This is a genomic window from Marinobacter sp. B-12, from assembly GCF_056857915.1.
Window position 1 is genome coordinate 62,783 of the sequence record NZ_JBSXOB010000061.1, and the last position, 16,033, is coordinate 78,815.

The following is a 16,033-nucleotide window of genomic DNA, read 5'->3' on the forward strand; positions in this document are numbered from 1 at the left end:
GAGCCCATCTCTTTAAATTTGCTTGTAGACCACCTCTGATAGCCGGCTGCGGTTGCCGTCAGTATCCAGAGTGCGGATAGCGAAGTACCAGGTGCCTTCGGTAAGCTCGTCCACCAGCAACTCGTCGATAGAGGCGTCGCCAATCGCCAGGCTCTGATCCAGGTTTTCTTCGCTGGTGCCGTAAACCACCTCAAAGCCGGCAATGTCGCCCATCGTCAGGCTATCACCGTTTTCTCTGGTGAGCGGCGCGGTCCAGCTCAACAGAGCTGCATTGACTGGAACGGTGTCTTTGGGGCCAGGTTTGGTGGCCGGCCGCTCGCTGGTTTCATTGTCTGTTCCGTTGTCGGCGACGATGTCTCCGGTGCTGTTGTCGTCACTCGTATCGGGCTCTTCTGTGTCGGCAACGCCGGTGTCGTCTTCGCTGTATACGTCCGCGATGGTTTTGAAGCGTTGCACGTTGCGGTACTCGGTCACCACGAGTCTCTGGCTGATGACGCTTGAATCCACCTTGGTCTGAAGCTCGGAAGCCTGCACTGCAGCGGCAGACACGAGGTCGGCCAGAGCAACGTTTTCGCCGTCACCCATCAGGCTGATCTGGCCGGTCTTGGCGATCTGGGTTGCCACGTTGTTCACGACATCGGAAATGTTGTTCCATTGGGCGTTGTTGTTGACCAGAGCGAGGAAGGCCGCATTGGCAACTGCAACTTGCAGGGCATCGGCAGACACGCCCTTGAGCTCGTCAAGGCGGGTCAGGTCTGGCGGATTGAGGTGGAGGGAACCCGCGGCCAGGCTAAACCAGTTTTCGACTTTTTCGTAGGCGCCAGAGAGTGCTTCGGGGGATAGCCCGTTTTTGTTGCGCTCAGCCAGCGCCACGGCCAGGTGGGTCAGCGGCGTGAGATTGACGGTTTCCATACGAAGATCACCGGCTCCGCGCAGATTGAAATTATCATCCAGCGCCATCGCGTCGCCAAAGGCAACCGGCTCGGCGCCGCTGCGCTCGCAGTGGGGAACGACATCGCAAATCATGCGGGTATTGCTGTCAGCTGTGAGTTCTACCAAAGCCCAGCCGTCGGCCTCTCCCCGCAATTGCCACACATAACTGCCATCGTCCGCCGTCAAAACCGGCTTTGCGACTTGTTGTTGTGAAGCGTAGTAGCCATCTTGGTCAGAAACTAGGCGGTTGGCGGTCACCAGGCCCTGTTGAATGACACCTTTCATGGCTGCGCCGGCAATCTCAACCGTTTCAACGGCGCGGTCGGCGGAGGCTTGGGACTGTGGTGTCGTAGCATTGTCTGGGGAGGTCATGTCGAGACCGCAGCCCGAAAGCAGAACCACTACAGATAGAGTCAGCAGTCCATGCTTCGATAAATTCTTGCCGCAATTTGACATTTTTCGCACCCATTTATTGACGAGTTCGGGCGAATCTTACAGCGGCAGTTTTTGGTGATATGCGGCCTGGTTCAGGGTTTTTCGTGCGGATACCGTCAGGAAGTTGGCGCTTACAGAGCGATACATGGCGAGACTGAGCGTTACATCGTCTCGAGGCGGTTTTGACCTCTTAATTTGTTGTTATTTAGGTCGTTTATACAAACGCTTGGGTTGCGGGACCTGTTGATTGGGCTCGGTGCGTTTATTGGCGATTACAAATTTAAACGGTGAACGGCGCAGTATCTTTCAGAACAGGCCCATCTGTGGTTGTGTGGTGTCGAGGTGCAAGGCGTCTACCGTTGACACGCGTTCTCGCAGTAGCTCATTCCAAAGCGCGGCCAGGGAAAGGGCATCGCCCTTGTTCGGCATGTGCATGAAAATGAACGGATGTTTCCCTTCCTCAATCCAGATGCCTGCCCGCTCAACCCAGGGCATCAGGAAGGGGCGGTTGGCCTCCAGGTCGGGGTGGCCGACAAAGCGAACCACCGGCGCCGCATCCACGGGAAGAAGGTGCACCGGAACCCGGGGCTTTTTGCGTTGGGCGTCACGAGTTTCCTCGCTAACCGGGGCAGCGGCAAAGAGTGCCCGGCTGTCCATGCATACGCGCGCAATGCGGCGCTCTCTCAGGCCACGATTCAGGGCTTTCTCGGCTTCCCCCTTGTCAAAGAAGGCGCTGTGGCGGACCTCAACGGCGCAGGTCAGGGGCGCGGGCAGGGCATCAACAAAGCTCCACAGGTTCTGCAGACGCTCCGGTCCGAAACTCGCGGGAAGCTGCAGAAGGATTGGGCCAAGCACATCGTTGAGTGGCGCAACTATTTCAAGAAAGTCCGATACTTCACGGCCAGCTCCGCTCAGTAGCCGATCGTGGGTGATCAGGCGTGGAAACTTGAACAGGAAGCGAAAGTTGTCGGGCACCCGTGAACGCCACTGTCTGCATTGTTCCTGGCTGGGCGTGGCGTAGAAAGTGGTGTTGCCCTCCACGCAATTGAGGGCGCTGCTGTAACGTGCGAGCGGGCTTTGACCGGGAGGGAGTCGGCTGGTCCAGTCGGGATGCTGCCACTGCGGGCAGCCGAGAAAGTAGGGTTGTGCCATGGTCCCGTTTTACCTCCGTTGATCAGGGGCCTGCCTAAAAACAATCTCCGCATGCCACAAACATCAGGGCTGCCCCAAATCACGACACTGGATGTCACACCGGCGCCACCCCAAAGAGCCACTGGTGAGCCCATAGTAACAGCACCGTGTAAACCACAAGGCCGCCAACAACCGCTATGGCATCGTTCGCTTTGCTGGCCGGCAGGGTCGCAATCGGCCGCTGGGTTCTGCGTTTCATGGAGATCCGATCCACCACAGCCCAGGCCAGGAAAGAGCCGAACAACAACAGGTCGTGCAGCATCCCATTCGCGAGTAAATGAGCCAAAGCCCAGAGCTTGACCGCGACGAGCATTGGGTGGCCGAATTTTGCCTTGATCTTGCCCGGAAAATAGGTGGCAAACAGTAGGGGAAAGACCGGAATCAGAAGGAGCATGGCCAGGTGCCGGAGCCAGCCTGGAGATGTGTAAATGACGGTCGGGTCGAGACGGGCAGCACCGTAACCCCAAACAATCAGTACTAGGCCGACCAGTGCAACCAGCGAGTAAAGCCCCTTGAACGCACCTTCGCCCAGGAAGTTATGCAGGCGATTGCGCAGCGGTTCGTTGACGATGGACAGAGAGTGCACGCCAAGAAATAGAATCAGCCCAACGACCATTGTTGCCATTTGTTGTAGTTCCTTGTTGTTTGATCAGGCGCGGTCGCGCCTGAACGGCTCGTTATCCAGAAATTCCCGACAGTATAGTTGCGCAAACCGGGACAGCACATTCTCAAGCGTTTATCATCTAAAGCCTGTTTCACTGGATTGACAAGGCGCCCATGAAGTTTCCGAAAGTCACCGTTGTATTGGTATCCGCAGCTCTGTTGTTTGTGTTGTGGGAGCAAACCCGGGAACGCCCACCGTCAGTGGATGCCAGCCGCTTTACAAATCTGACCGCGAATCCGGTTGAGCGTAGCGTTGCCATGGACTGGGTTGTTAAGCAGATCCCGGCGTTATGTGACGATACTATCGGCCAAAGCCGGCGTTCAGAGGCCCACTCAACCTGCGTCAGCAAAAGCGAGGCTCGTACATCAACCTGCCGCCGTGGGATCTATGATCGGTTTCCCAGTGTGATAGCCTCGGAAGAGGTGTTCCGGGACCTGTTCATCACCGCGATGAGCTGTCTGGCTCCCCGATCCGGACTCGTAGATTAGGGAATCGGTTTTTTTAAACCTGCTCCGGGTTGGGCTAACATTGGCTGCAGTTGTCAAACAGTCCATCCTCGGTATCGGGATGCGCGATTATTTTGACTGAGCCCGACAGGAGACGACGGATGCACAGACTTTCTGATCACGTTGACTGGCAATATCTGTTTCGTGAGTACTGGCATCTCTACCGTTTTGGCTCCGCAGGCGGAAATCCGATCATCCGCTCACACCTCAAAGACGTTCGCAACAGGCTGAACGCGGAACTTGAAACCAACCCGTCCATGGAATTCGATCAGCCGGTCGAGCTACCTGTTTGCGCCTGGCTGGGGCGTGCGCTGGATCAGGGGCTAAGTGAGCGCACCGCGCCCGTGGTGAGGGCGTTGATGCGGGTTTCCGATCAACTGACCTGGCGCTATGGTTATGAGCGAATGCATAAAAGCCTGGCCCGCAAGTACGCGTACGCGGAACTGATGGGCCCCAATGGTCCGGCAATCAGCAGAAATGTCATTTTGGGGCTGGTATTGTTTGGGCCTCGCTGCACCTATCCTGAGCACAGCCATGATGGCATCAGCGAATCCTATATCTGTCTGAGTGGATCGGTTTCAGACAGCAACTACAGTGTATTTACACCCGGGGCCCTGTTCTTTAACCCTCCGGAGAAAGCCCATCGAATGACGACGGGGGACTTTGAGCCTACGTTACTGGCTTATGCCTGGACGGGGGCAGAGGAAAAACTGGCGCATCAGGAGATGAACTTCTCCGGAAAGAGGCGTTGAGCATGTTCAGACCTCACCTGTTTCAGAGCAAGATCCATACGAAGCCATGTCACCCGCTCAGAAATAGATTGTCAAACGACCATTCATTCGCGCTTCGTCGTCCTTGTAACGGGAGCTGACCGTCAGGCGGCGGGCCAGCGACTGAAGCTGGTGCCGGCCATACACGCACTGATTTTTGAGTTTGAATTCAAAATCACGGAAACGGCCCTGATGAATTCCCGTGATCGCGCCATTCGCCTATCTGAAGGACCTGAATGCCTCCGTACTGAAGATTGACCGTTCCTTTGTCACCGATATCGAGACGAATCGGGATAATCAGGCGATCGTTCGGTCGACCATCAAGATGGCTCATGAGTTGGGAATGAAGGTGGTTGCAGAAGGCATTGAAACGGAACAGGATGAGATTTATCTGAAGTCTTTGGGGTGTGACGTCGGGCAGGGCTATTACTACGCTAGGCCCCTGAGTGTTGCGGATCTGGAACAGTGGCATCACAGTTATCGGAAAAAACTCCTTTACACGTCCGCCTGCGTTACCGAGAGCACCTGAACGTTCGCAGCAGTTGGTTACCTGGGTAGATTAGTGAGAACTGTCCGCATCCTAGAGCTTGACCATGACCCGTATTGTGATTATCGATAGGACTTGGTCCACCGTAGCACCACAGCGAGACATTCCCCCAAGAGCAACGGGCCTTGGATGTATTCTTCTCGTATTGAGTGTAACGCTCTTCTGTCAGCCTGTGAGGGCCCAGCAGTACATCGGCGGTTGTATTGTCAGTGCCGTCCAACCGGAGTCGATTGACCTTGATCAGCCTCGTGACCAAGTAGCCCGCCAGTCAGATCTAATGATTCCACAGGGCGCACATATTGGATGGATACGTATCGTTCGGCGCCCGATCTTTGACACCAGCGATCCTGAACAGGACAACTTTTTGTACCGGTCCCTGAATGCACTTAACACGCCGACCTGGGAATCCGCCCTGCGTGCCCAACTGGTGTTCGACGAAGGTGACGTTTACCAACCGGGTACGTTGGACGAATCCGAACGTATACTGCGGCAGAGTGAGTACCTGACGGCCGCGTGGATCGGTGTTACCCGCGTTTGCGGGAATGAGCTGGAGGTCACTGTCCTTGCGCGAGACACCTGGACGCTACTGCCGAGCGTTGGTGCTTCCAGGACGGGGGGTGAGAACAAAACCAACACCGGCCTTTCTGATCCAAATTTCCTGGGTTCCGGCAAGAGCGTGGGGATTTCCCACAAAAAAGATGCCGACCGCAGTGAGACCAGTGTCGATTTTGATGATCCTAACGTGCTTGGCTCCCATTGGCAGGCAGGGCTTTCCTACGATAAACGCAGCGATGGACGCGGTCGCAGTGCATACCTTGAGCGACCATTCTACAGTGAGCTGGCGGAGTGGCGATTTGGCCTGAGTGGCGAGGACGACGTTCGCGAACAATCCCGCTATGTGGGGGCGGAGGCAATTGCGGACTATCGGCAAGACCGCGAGTTTGCCAGTGTTGATGTCGGCTGGCGACTGGCGGAACGTAATGGACGCCAGTTAAGACTGCTCGCCGGCTTTCGATACGATGCCCGCGAGTTCGAGCGCTTACCGGACGAACCCAATCTGGACCTGCTGCCCGAAGATCGTACCCTGAGCTACCCATGGATCGGATTTGACTACCGTGAGAACCGCTTTCGGGAGATGACCAATCTGACCCGCTTGCAGCGCGTCGAGGACGTAAGGGACGGGTTCGAGTGGCGTACCGAGCTGGGGTACTCCTCACCGGGAATAGGGGCGACGGAAGACCGTGCCGTACTGAATATCGACTTCCGGGATGCGCTTCTGGTCAGCGACTCCGACTATGCCAGTTACGGGCTCAGTCATAGCGGTACCTGGCGATTCGATCAGGCCCGTTTCGAGAACCTGATCGGAACTCTTAATCTGGAGTACTTTCACGGCGGGTCGGTGGACTGGAACAGTTGGTACACCAATCTGTCATTCACTGTGGCGCACAACTTGACCGTGGATCAGCACCTTCTTATCGGCGGCGATAACGGCCTTCGTGGTTATCCGAGCAACTATCAGCAGGGCAACCGGAGAGCGTTGTGGACACTGGAGCGCCGTTATTTTCCGGACTGGTATCCCTTCGAGTTGTTTCGCGTGGGAGGTGTGCTGTTCACCGATGTAGGCAGGGCCTGGTTTGATGATGGTCGCAACAACGGACCCGACGACGGCGTACTGACGGATGTGGGATTCGGCCTGAGGCTGGCCTCAAGCCGGATCGAAGTGCAGAGAATGCTGCACCTGGACTTTGCCTTCCCGCTGGCAGGAGACGACAGCGTTGACCAGATGCAGGTGCTATTGCGCGGGCGATCAAGGTTCTAGACTTGCTGAACCCTACTGCAGTCGCTCGATATCCACTCTCGCCATCGGATTGTCCCAGCGTTGGCTGCCGCTCAGCGTGGAAGTCGTTAGCCCATCGTCCTGGGTAACGACTCCGGGGTGAACGTAAACGGCATTTCTAACATCGTCCCTATCGGCGTTGAAACCCTCGGCCAGTCCACTGGCAGCAGGACCGGGAACTGTGTCAGCGGATTCGGTATTGGCTTCAGTGCCGGCGTCGTAGCTGATCGCGAGATGCGTCTCACTCTGGCCAACGGCCAGCCCGCTTATGTCAATGGCATTAACAATTGCAAAGGCATCATTGGTATTGACGGGCATTGACGCCCAGGTCAGCAGAAGTCCGCTTTGCGAATCGGCGGCGGCCGTGGCCGTGACTTGCGCAGTGGCTCCTGGAACGATGGCGCCCTGACCGGATACGGCAGCAAGCACGTTGCTGTCGGTATCAGCGGCTACGATGAAATCACTGTTGTCGCCGGCCTCTGCCAGGGTTTCCAGCCCCACTGAGGCGCTTTCCCCGAGAGTAAAGGCTTGCCAGCCAGTGGTGTGAATGACAACGGCGGCCGGTGACAGCGGCTGCCCGGCAGTTAGATTGGTGATGGTTACCTGGAAGCGGAACTCCCGGGAACTGGTCAGTGTGTCGTCGTCGCTGTCGGAATGGCAGCCTGCCAACAACACCGCCAGTGGCACCAGTACAAGCATGTGTTTATGAACAACCATGGGGCACCTCCGGGCTATTTCACCGTTACGGTGACGCGGGTCACGGGGTTTAACCACCGATGCAGCGTGCTGACAATGTCACTTTTGCCGCCGGTAGTGTCGGTATCGCCCAGGTTTCCGCGATGAATGTGAACGTAGCCTTCCGCATTACTGGCGGCCCCTGTGCCGTTAGTTCCAAGAACAGGATCAAGCGGCGGTGGAACGGGCATTCCAGCCTGTCCGGGAGCGCCGCTTCCACGCAACTCATCATTGGCTTCGGTGCCGGCGTCGTAGGCGTTCAGGTTGTAGGTGTAAGTGCCAGGTTGAGTGGGCACTGTCAGGCTGTTGAGGGCCAGAAAGCCATCGTTGGTGGGCAGCAGCATGGCCACGATGGAAAGCTGGGTGTTGGCTGTGGCGTTGTTAGTATTGACGATTGCCGTCGTGGTTTCTCCCGGCGCTAACAGTCCCGCAGCGGGATTGGCAACCGTGGTGGCACCCGCTGAGTCCAGGGCGGTAACCAGCGGCATAATGTCACCGCCTTCTGCCATGGCCTGTAATTCGCTGGAAGCCGCTTCGCCAGCTTCGAAAAGCTTCATGTTTGGAGGGTGGGCCGTGACGAGCAGGGGTGTGTAGTAGAGCCCCCGAGTCGGGTTGTGAATTTCTACGTCGAATTCAGCTGCCTGCACTATTAAGGGTGCAGCCGCCAGCGTTAGTGTAAGGATGACACGTTTCATTGTTGGACTCCTCTGAAAGGGTTGGACGTGCCTATCCAGTGTCGTCAAAGCTGGCGGGGGCGTTCATCACAAAAGAGTCACCGTTTAGTCACCATTTTCGATAGCGTGCGCTACTTGGCCGCTCACTATTAGGAGCGGAAGGGGGCTCTACGGCACAATACCTTCGGAACGCTTCTCTGAACCTGCCATGGGCCCCGAAAACACGTGCTGACTCTGGATGAACAAACTGCGCAACGAATTGTCGATCGCACAATGCAGGCGATTGGTTGGTCCGTCAACGTGATGACGCCGGACGGTATTATTATCGCATCCGGCGAGCCTCGCCGGGTTGGTGATCACCATGAAGCTGCGAAGCTTGTTGCCAGCAGTGGGCATCCATTGATCATCGATGACTCTCGCTCCGGCGCGTACTCGGGAACCCGCCCGGGCGTAAATCTGCCCGTCACCGTTGGCGGGGAGTTGGCGGCGGTTGTTGGTATATCCGGTGCGCCTGAAGAGGTCTCCCAGTACGCGGATCTGGTTCGTATTACCGCTGAGCTAATGCTCGAGCAGGCAGCACTGTTGGAAGCAGGGCAGCATCGGCGCCGACAGATTGAAGACGTGCTGCTGGCGGCGTGTGAAGGCAAAACCGTGCCGGAAATCTGGTTCGAGCAGTTGGGTATTGAAGCTGATTGTCCGAGGATAGGAGTGATACTCGAAGCAACAACCCAGGTTGCGGTGGAGCAGGTGCTTGTTCCGTTGACACCTTATCTCGAGCAACATCACCGGGCAGCGCTTGCCATTCGCCTATCACCAAGGCAGCTCCTGATTTTCGCGGAAACCGGGCCAAGTCGGTCAGAGTTCAATAACCTGCTGGCAACCTTGGCTGCCCGTGGTAAAGACGACGTCATTCTCGCGGCAGGAAAATCATTCACCAGGAACTTTGTAGCCGGTTATCAGTCCGCAACCGCAACGCTGGAAGTAGGGCGCAGGAGAAACCCGGGAGCAAGCCTTCTCCGCTACGAAGAGGTTCGAATTCCGGCGCTCTGGCAGAGTCTTGCGCCACACTGGCAGCAAGCTGAATTGCAGGCGCTGATCGAACACCTTGTTGAGCATCGGCAGGGAGAACTCTATCTAAAGACGTTGTCACGTTATATTGATTGTGACGGCGAAATAAAGCGATGTGCTGACCAGCTAAACATCCACCCCAATACGGTGCGTTATCGGCTGCAGAAAATCGAAGCGCTCACCAGGCTGTCTCCGTTTGTGCTCCGGGACTTGCTGGTGCTCCAGTTCGCCCTGGAAACACGTTAGAAAAATTGTTCAAGTCCACAATTTGGCCTATTAAATTAGCAAAAAAATTGTGCTCTTCGCTAACGACCAGGGTGCTGTCAACTTTTAAACTAGCTGCTGAGGAATGCCGCCCCCTACGCATAGAAAACAATACTGAACGGAGAGTGTGAATGCATCTGGTCCTGATTCTGCTGGTATTGGTCGTCTTTATCGTATTTGCCACCAGCAAGCTCAAGCTGAACCCCTTCATTACCCTGTTACTGGCCTCTTTCCTGGCCGCATTTGCTTTTGGCCTGCCAATCGACACCATCGAGAGTACCATCAGGTCGGGATTCGGCGGCATTCTGGGATACATCGGTTTGGTGATCGTTCTAGGCACCATCATCGGTGTCATACTTGAGCGCACCGGTGCAGCCATTGTCATGGCGGAGAGTATCGTCAAACTGCTGGGCCAGCGTTTTCCGACGCTGACGATGTCTCTGGTTGGTTTTATCGTGTCCATCCCGGTGTTTTGCGACTCGGGTTTCGTGATCCTGAACAGCCTTAAGCGATCCATGGCGAGGAAGCTCAGTGTGTCACCGGTAGCCATGACGGTGGCACTGTCCACTGGGCTGTTTGCAACCCACACCCTGGTTCCCCCCACACCGGGGCCCATCGCGGCAGCCGGCAATCTGGGGCTGGAAGACAACTTGGGGCTGGTTATTGCTGTTGGTTTCGCGTTTGCGTTGATTGCCGCGCTGGCAGGCCTGTTCTGGGCGAGCAGGAGCCGGAATCTTGGCAGCACGGAGCTTGAGCTGGCAGAAGAGGCGTTTGAGGAGGCCAGGGAACATTATGGTGAACTGCCGACTCCCTGGGCTGCATTTGCGCCGATCTTTGTCCCGATTCTATTGATTTGTATGGGGTCGGTTGCGAGCTATCCGACGGCTCCACTTGGAGAGGGAGCTCTGTACGAGACGCTGAATTTCCTTGGTAAGCCTCTGAACGCATTGATGATCGGCCTTGGCTTCGCACTGCTGCTGATTCAGGGCAAGCAGAAACTTGATGAATTCGCCCGCCACACTCAAAAAGGCCTGGAGGTGTCTGCACCCATTATCCTGATCACCGGTGCTGGCGGGGCCTTTGGCAGTGTGCTGGCTGAAACGGCATTGGGGGATTATCTTGGAGATACGCTCTCGACACTTGGTTTGGGGGTCATCATGCCGTTCCTCGTCGCCGCCGCGCTGAAATCCGCGCAGGGCTCTTCAACTGTTGCGCTGGTCACTACGTCGGCGCTCGTGGCGCCCTTGATGACGCAACTGGGGCTGGACTCGGAATTCGGTCGCGTGTTGACGGTGATGGCCATCGGTGCTGGCGCCATGACGGTTTCCCACGCCAACGACAGTTATTTCTGGGTGGTTTCCCAGTTCAGCAAGATGGATGTGGCTACGGCTTATAAGTCCCATACCACGGCAACACTGATTATGGGGCTGGTCACGATTTCGATGGTTTGGCTGACCTCACTGGTAGCACTGTAATATGCGGATCCTCATTGCACCCGACTCATTCAAGGAGTGTCTGCCTGCCAAGGAGGTGGCGGCTGCGATTGCGCGCGGTTGGAATCGGGGTGCCCCGACGGATGAGGTGGTGCAGGTTCCGCTCGCCGATGGCGGTGAGGGAACCACGGTGGCCCTGGTTGAGTCGCAGAACGGTACGCTGCATTCCGCTGACGTAACAGGGCCGCTGGGTGATCCGGTAACGGCGCAGTATGGTCTGGTCTCCGATGGCCGCACTGCTGTTGTTGAAGTGGCGGAAGGCAGTGGGTTGCACCATGTGCCTGCCAGCCGAAGGGATGCCATGAAGGCAACCAGCCGGGGGACGGGAGAGCTCATCAAGGCCGCCATGGAGCACAGACCGACCGCCCTGGTGATGTGTCTGGGTGGCAGCGCAACAACCGATGGTGGAGCTGGTATTCTTCAGGCTCTTGGCGCCCGGTTGCTGGACTCCGGCGGTCAGGAGATTCCGGCAGGCGGCGCCGGTTTGGCTTTGTTGTCGAATCTCGACGTGTCCCCCGCCGTTAAAGCACTGGAGAACACTCGTCTGGTTGTCGCCTGTGACGTCAGCAACCCGCTGAACGGCGCCGATGGCGCCGCAGCCGTGTTTGGCCCCCAGAAAGGGGCCACTTCTGCACAGGTGGCCGAGCTGGACCGTAATCTGAGCCGGTTTGCGGACATTGCGGACAAGTCCGGGTACGACATACGTTCGTTTCCGGGCAGCGGTGCCGCAGGCGGGATTGGGGGTATGGTTGCGGGTATTCTGGGCGCCAGCCTGAAGTCCGGAATCGAGCTGGTGATGGAGACCGTGGGGCTTGAGACACAGATGCGTTCGGCGGATCTTGTTATCACGGCGGAAGGGGCGATTGATGGCCAGAGTGCGTCAGGGAAGACACCAGCAGGTGTTTCGGCTTTGGCCGGTAAGCACGGCGTGCCGGTTCTTGGCCTGGGTGGAAAAGTGGGCAGTGAATTGACGGCGCTTCATGAACTGGGGCTGACTGCAGCCTTTTCCATTGTGCCAGAACCGATGACCCTTGATGAGGCCATGCGGGACGGACAGAAAAACCTGGAACACTGTGCGGAACAGTTGGCCCGGCTGGTTCATGCCATTCGTGGGCAGTGACGCCCGGGCCACAAAAAAGGGCCACTTCTGAAAGTGGCCCTCATCGTTAGGTGGATGATGTAACGAGAAGCGTTACTTGATCCACTTGTCACCCCAATGGGTAATGTCGCGTTTCTGCTCTGCCTGCAGTAAGCGAGCACCGGCCGCGGGTTCCGCTTCTTCCGCTGCGGCAATTTCCTCGTCAATCACTCGGGTTGAGAGTGACAGCCAGCTGGTCACGAAGGCTGCGGCATCGCCATTGATTTCAAGCGCGAGCTCGTCAACATTGGTGATGTCGTCACAGGCCGAGTGATAGCAGGGGTCGAAAGCAACACCAGCCTCGCCACCAAACTTGGCCGCCTGCTCTTCGGTTTTCAGCACTTCCGCGCCGGTAAACAGCCCGCCAAACGCAATGCCGTCCTCGAAGAACTGCGCGTAGTCCGAGCGGAAGCTGATTTGCGTGCCCTCTGAGGCAATCTCACGCAGATTGAAGTACTTCTCGAACAGCGCCTCCGTGGCGGCTGATCCGGGAGGACCTGCCAGATCGAAGTCGGAACCATCGCCATCGTAGATAAAGTTGCCGAAGTTGGGCGAACCAATCATGTCGTAGTTCAGGTAGACCTTGATCTTGTCCTTCTCTTCCTGGGAAAGGCTGTTGACGTAGAACGTTGAGCCAACCAGGCCGGCCTCTTCCGCACTCCACCAGGCAAAGCGGACCTGATTACGGGGATGGGCCCGTTTCATTTGCAGGGCCAGTTCAAGTAGCGCAGCGCTGCCGGAGCCATTGTCGTTGATACCAGCCCCTTCAAACACTGAATCCAGGTGAGCGCCCGTCATCACCACGTTGTCAGGATTGCCCCGGTTCGTTTGGGCAATCACATTGGAGGTTTCAGTTTGCTCTCTCACTACGTTGGTCACGACCCGCAGTTGAAGGTCTGGTTGGTCTACCCAGCCAGCGCCAATGTCGTAGGTGGTGAACACAACAGGGATACCGCCAGCATAGTCATCGCCCAGTGTGGCATTGGTCAGGCCTTTACGGTCTTCCGTATTGCCCTGATTGAAAATGACCACACCTGTGGCGCCGGCATTGGCAGCATTGGTTGCTTTCTGTCCGAAGGCGCAGGCGCCTCGCTGGATTACGGCGACAGAACCAGCGGGGAAGCCGGTAAAGTCTTCAGGTTCGCAGCCACTGGTGGAGGTATTGTCCGGGCCCAACTGAACATCTACTGCGACGGCTGTGCCTGACACGTCTCCAGGTTCAGTCTGCGAGAGGTAGGTAAAGTCCTCCTCCCATACATAGTCTGTAGGGGTTGGCGCAGTTGCTTGCAAAATACCATCCCCGGTCGGGTAGAAAGCATTGAAGGGAAACTGCTGGACGGTGACGTCATAGCCTGCACTTTCAAGTGTGGTTTTAACGTAATCCACTGACGCCTGGTAACCGGACAAGCCGGCTGCGCGATTACCATCGTTGGCCTCGGCAATGCCGTAAAATCTGTCCAGATGGTATTGGATGTTGCTCGCCTGCATACATCGGGGAAGGCCGAAGGGCGTGCTGTTGAGAATGCCAAACCGGCACTCGAATGGACTGATGCGGTCCGGGCTCCAGAAGTCGTTGAGTAAATCGCCGGTGGATTGTTTGCCTGGAGCGGCGTGTGCGGTTATTGCAAAGAAAAGCGATCCTAAAGCCATGGTGCGGCTTACGGTTTTGATATGCATTTTTTTCTCCAATCCTGGGAGTTTGTTGTTAGATCCGCTTGTGGCGGATTTTCAGCGAGGGCCACCTGAAAGGATGGGAAACAGGGGCCCGGGCATCACTACTTCCTTCGATGCTTATCGCAAGACTAGTCGTGGAATATCGGTCCATCCATGCCAAAAACATTACAAAACGTTAGGATTTTTGAGGCGGTCATCAGCGTGATTTCTTACCGCGCTGATGACCGGGTCGGGAGGCGGATTACCAACTTTGCATCTGCAGTCAGAATCCGTAAGAACGGGAGATGGTCGCTTTTTCGCCGGACTCAACCAGCTCCTGGTAGCCTCTGTTGAGTGCCTGGAGAATCTCGGCGGAGGTTTCTTTGTGAACGGCGAGATACATCGGGGTTTCACGGAAGGACAGAACAGGCTCAAGCCCCGTTATATCGGAAGCATCAGCGGCCAGGTAGGGGCCGGCAAGGCCGTCAGCCACCCATAGATCTATTTGATCTTCTACCAGGCGCCGGGCGTTCAGGCCATTGTTGCTGATGGCTGAAACTTCAAAGCCTTTGTTCGCCAGGTAGTTCGTCATCACATCACCTTTGTAGCCGCCGATCCGATACTGGCGGGCGTCTTCCAGGCGCTCCAGTTCAATGGACGAGCCAGGCTTGGCGAATAAGGTCCACTTGATGGAGGACAGCGGCCCCACCCAGTCAAAAAATGGCTCGCGATCGTCTGTTTTGGAGACGCAGTAGATGCCATGGTCAGGATGTCGTTCGGCACGGTTGAGTCCATAACTGAGGTCCCGAAGCTTGATGCTGTATTCCAGCTCAGTCTTTCCGAGCAGTGCTTTCACAACGTCGGTACAAAGGCCGGTAATATCTGCCTTCGAATGAGCAAATGGTTGACCATTGGTGGTCATGTTGTACGGAGGATATTGTTCTGTGTAGATCCGCAGTTCTTCAGTGGCGGTCGCACAACCTGCCGTCACGAGCAGGGCCATTAACAGCCCGAATTTTCCCTTCATGAACACACTCCACGTTGATGGTTACGGTATTTATCGAGTGCGGCATGGTATTGATTGGGGAGCCAGCATGGCATGCTGGAATCCTCTTCTTTACATTTTGGCAATGTAGTGAAAGTCGCAGGTAAGGTGGTCAGTATCTGACAGGCTTTCTTCCTCGCACTGCCATAAGGTTGGCCACTTGATCGACCACTGCGTCATTTATTAAAGGGAAACATTGCTATGCCGATTTCTGTGCACTATGGACTGACAGTGTTGATCTGGGGGCTTACCTGGACGGCCATTCGCCTGCAGGTTGAGTCGGCACCGGTGGATGTTTCAGTGTTCTATCGCTTTTTGATGGCCTCTGTTGTGGCCCTTGTGGTGCTTGCATTGCTTCGACGCCTGCAAAAGTTGACGCTGAAACAGCATGGGTGGCTGGTTCTGCAGGGGCTGACACTGTACAGCGTAAACTTCCTGCTTATATACCGCGCAGCCGAGTCGATGACCAGTGGTTTGCTGGCGGTGGTGTTTTCGCTGGCGGCGCTGTTCAATGCCCTGAACGGTTGGCTATGGTTGCGGCTGAAACCCACCGCCCGGCTGTATCCTGCAGTGGCGCTAGGTGTTACCGGTGTAGCATTGTTGTTCTGGCATGATTTGCAGCTGGGCAATGCCACCAGTACCAGCATCCTGTTTGCCGCCGCCGGCACCTTCTGGTTCTCCATGGGTAATCTGGTAAGCATCAAAGTTCGGCTGGCGCAAATTCCGTTGTTGGTGGCGAATGCGTGGGCCATGGTTTATGGCGCGGTAATTCTGGGCATCTGGTGCCTGGTGCAGGGGGTGGAGTGGGTGGTGCCCACATCTGCGAGCTTCTGGGGGGCAACGGTGTTCCTGGCGGTACCTGGGTCCATTATCGCTTTCTACTGCTACATCACGGTGATTCAGACTCTCGGTGCCGACCGGGCCGGCTATGCAACGGTGCTGTTTCCGGTGGTTGCTCTGAGCGTTTCGACCTGGTTGGAAGGCTTCGAATGGACAACAACGGCCGTACTGGGTGCGTTACTCGCCATCCTGGGAAATTACGTGCTGTTTCGTCGAGCCAGTTGATCTCTCGGGTGGTAT

The 16,033-nt window shown here is 56.5% G+C and carries 15 protein-coding genes; 8 read left to right on the forward strand and 7 right to left on the reverse strand.

The genetic code is table 11. The features are described 5' to 3' along the window. Window positions 1–12 precede the first annotated feature (12 nt). From AC13D2_RS15590 to AC13D2_RS15600, 3 genes are all read right to left on the reverse strand, one after another. The gene (locus AC13D2_RS15590) at window positions 13–1,305 is read right to left on the reverse strand and encodes a hypothetical protein (RefSeq protein ID WP_482938889.1); all 1,293 of its coding nucleotides are present in this window, start codon (window positions 1,303–1,305) and stop codon (window positions 13–15) included. Window positions 1,306–1,674: 369 nt separating this feature from the next. Further along, the gene (locus AC13D2_RS15595) at window positions 1,675–2,520 is read right to left on the reverse strand and encodes a DUF72 domain-containing protein (protein ID WP_482938890.1); all 846 of its coding nucleotides are present in this window, start codon (window positions 2,518–2,520) and stop codon (window positions 1,675–1,677) included. A 94-nt stretch (window positions 2,521–2,614) separates the two neighbouring features. Beyond that, complete coding sequence (locus AC13D2_RS15600) at window positions 2,615–3,184, reverse strand: NnrU family protein (RefSeq protein ID WP_300492869.1); 570 nt, start codon at window positions 3,182–3,184, stop codon at window positions 2,615–2,617. A 152-nt stretch (window positions 3,185–3,336) separates the two neighbouring features. Between AC13D2_RS15600 and AC13D2_RS15605 the strand changes: the two genes are divergently transcribed. The 4 genes from AC13D2_RS15605 to AC13D2_RS15620 all read left to right on the forward strand — a co-directional run bounded on the left by AC13D2_RS15605 (window position 3,337) and on the right by AC13D2_RS15620 (window position 6,865). After that, complete coding sequence (locus tag AC13D2_RS15605; protein WP_292048973.1) at window positions 3,337–3,711, forward strand: hypothetical protein; 375 nt, start codon at window positions 3,337–3,339, stop codon at window positions 3,709–3,711. 119 nt (window positions 3,712–3,830) lie between these two features. Further along, window positions 3,831–4,481, forward strand: a complete 651-nt coding sequence (locus AC13D2_RS15610) for a dimethylsulfonioproprionate lyase family protein (RefSeq protein WP_292048974.1) — start codon at window positions 3,831–3,833, stop codon at window positions 4,479–4,481. Window positions 4,482–4,701: 220 nt separating this feature from the next. Continuing rightward, window positions 4,702–5,028, forward strand: coding sequence for an EAL domain-containing protein (locus AC13D2_RS15615; RefSeq protein WP_292048975.1), 327 nt, complete (start codon window positions 4,702–4,704; stop codon window positions 5,026–5,028). A gap of 64 nt (window positions 5,029–5,092) precedes the next feature. After that, window positions 5,093–6,865 (forward strand): BamA/TamA family outer membrane protein, encoded by a 1,773-nt coding sequence (locus tag AC13D2_RS15620; RefSeq protein WP_482938891.1) that lies wholly within the window; start codon window positions 5,093–5,095, stop codon window positions 6,863–6,865. 12 nt (window positions 6,866–6,877) lie between these two features. Here the strand turns inward: AC13D2_RS15620 and AC13D2_RS15625 are convergent, their stop codons facing one another. After that, window positions 6,878–7,600, reverse strand: coding sequence for a spondin domain-containing protein (locus AC13D2_RS15625; protein WP_292048977.1), 723 nt, complete (start codon window positions 7,598–7,600; stop codon window positions 6,878–6,880). Between the two features lie 14 nt (window positions 7,601–7,614). Continuing rightward, a complete protein-coding gene (locus AC13D2_RS15630; RefSeq protein ID WP_292048978.1) occupies window positions 7,615–8,313 on the reverse strand; it encodes a spondin domain-containing protein in 699 nt (232 codons plus the stop codon). A 204-nt stretch (window positions 8,314–8,517) separates the two neighbouring features. Here AC13D2_RS15630 and AC13D2_RS15635 point away from each other — a divergent pair, with 204 nt between their 5' ends. The 3 genes from AC13D2_RS15635 (at window position 8,518) to AC13D2_RS15645 (ending at window position 12,237) form a co-directional block, all read left to right on the forward strand. Further along, window positions 8,518–9,606 carry a CdaR family transcriptional regulator gene (locus AC13D2_RS15635; RefSeq protein ID WP_300492860.1) on the forward strand — a complete coding sequence of 363 codons (1,089 nt, stop codon included), beginning with the start codon at window positions 8,518–8,520 and terminating at the stop codon, window positions 9,604–9,606. A 149-nt stretch (window positions 9,607–9,755) separates the two neighbouring features. Beyond that, window positions 9,756–11,099 (forward strand): GntP family permease, encoded by a 1,344-nt coding sequence (locus AC13D2_RS15640; protein ID WP_300492858.1) that lies wholly within the window; start codon window positions 9,756–9,758, stop codon window positions 11,097–11,099. A gap of 1 nt (window position 11,100) precedes the next feature. After that, a complete protein-coding gene (locus tag AC13D2_RS15645) occupies window positions 11,101–12,237 on the forward strand; it encodes a glycerate kinase (protein ID WP_482938892.1) in 1,137 nt (378 codons plus the stop codon). A 72-nt stretch (window positions 12,238–12,309) separates the two neighbouring features. Here the strand turns inward: AC13D2_RS15645 and AC13D2_RS15650 are convergent, their stop codons facing one another. Both AC13D2_RS15650 and AC13D2_RS15655 read right to left on the reverse strand, forming a co-directional pair. Next, the gene (locus tag AC13D2_RS15650; protein ID WP_482938893.1) at window positions 12,310–13,932 is read right to left on the reverse strand and encodes a M28 family metallopeptidase; all 1,623 of its coding nucleotides are present in this window, start codon (window positions 13,930–13,932) and stop codon (window positions 12,310–12,312) included. Between the two features lie 259 nt (window positions 13,933–14,191). Further along, complete coding sequence (locus AC13D2_RS15655) at window positions 14,192–14,935, reverse strand: substrate-binding periplasmic protein (RefSeq protein WP_292048982.1); 744 nt, start codon at window positions 14,933–14,935, stop codon at window positions 14,192–14,194. 219 nt (window positions 14,936–15,154) lie between these two features. On the opposite strand from AC13D2_RS15655, the gene AC13D2_RS15660 reads away from it, so the two are divergent. Next, window positions 15,155–16,018 carry a DMT family transporter gene (locus AC13D2_RS15660; RefSeq protein ID WP_292048983.1) on the forward strand — a complete coding sequence of 288 codons (864 nt, stop codon included), beginning with the start codon at window positions 15,155–15,157 and terminating at the stop codon, window positions 16,016–16,018. The last annotated feature ends 15 nt before the right edge of the window (window positions 16,019–16,033 follow it).

What these genes read in the sequence shown, in the direction of transcription:
- AC13D2_RS15590 (WP_482938889.1), bottom strand. Translation starts at nt 1,305, where the DNA reads ATGACCTCCCCAGACAATGCTACGACACCACAGTCCCAAGCCTCCGCC.
- AC13D2_RS15595 (WP_482938890.1), bottom strand. Translation starts at nt 2,520, where the DNA reads ATGGCACAACCCTACTTTCTCGGCTGCCCGCAGTGGCAGCATCCCGAC.
- AC13D2_RS15600 (WP_300492869.1), bottom strand. Translation starts at nt 3,184, where the DNA reads ATGGCAACAATGGTCGTTGGGCTGATTCTATTTCTTGGCGTGCACTCT.
- AC13D2_RS15605 (WP_292048973.1), top strand. Translation starts at nt 3,337, where the DNA reads ATGAAGTTTCCGAAAGTCACCGTTGTATTGGTATCCGCAGCTCTGTTG.
- AC13D2_RS15610 (WP_292048974.1), top strand. Translation starts at nt 3,831, where the DNA reads ATGCACAGACTTTCTGATCACGTTGACTGGCAATATCTGTTTCGTGAG.
- AC13D2_RS15620 (WP_482938891.1), top strand. Translation starts at nt 5,093, where the DNA reads ATGACCCGTATTGTGATTATCGATAGGACTTGGTCCACCGTAGCACCA.
- AC13D2_RS15625 (WP_292048977.1), bottom strand. Translation starts at nt 7,600, where the DNA reads ATGGTTGTTCATAAACACATGCTTGTACTGGTGCCACTGGCGGTGTTG.
- AC13D2_RS15630 (WP_292048978.1), bottom strand. Translation starts at nt 8,313, where the DNA reads ATGAAACGTGTCATCCTTACACTAACGCTGGCGGCTGCACCCTTAATA.
- AC13D2_RS15640 (WP_300492858.1), top strand. Translation starts at nt 9,756, where the DNA reads ATGCATCTGGTCCTGATTCTGCTGGTATTGGTCGTCTTTATCGTATTT.
- AC13D2_RS15645 (WP_482938892.1), top strand. Translation starts at nt 11,101, where the DNA reads ATGCGGATCCTCATTGCACCCGACTCATTCAAGGAGTGTCTGCCTGCC.
- AC13D2_RS15650 (WP_482938893.1), bottom strand. Translation starts at nt 13,932, where the DNA reads ATGCATATCAAAACCGTAAGCCGCACCATGGCTTTAGGATCGCTTTTC.
- AC13D2_RS15655 (WP_292048982.1), bottom strand. Translation starts at nt 14,935, where the DNA reads ATGAAGGGAAAATTCGGGCTGTTAATGGCCCTGCTCGTGACGGCAGGT.
- AC13D2_RS15660 (WP_292048983.1), top strand. Translation starts at nt 15,155, where the DNA reads ATGCCGATTTCTGTGCACTATGGACTGACAGTGTTGATCTGGGGGCTT.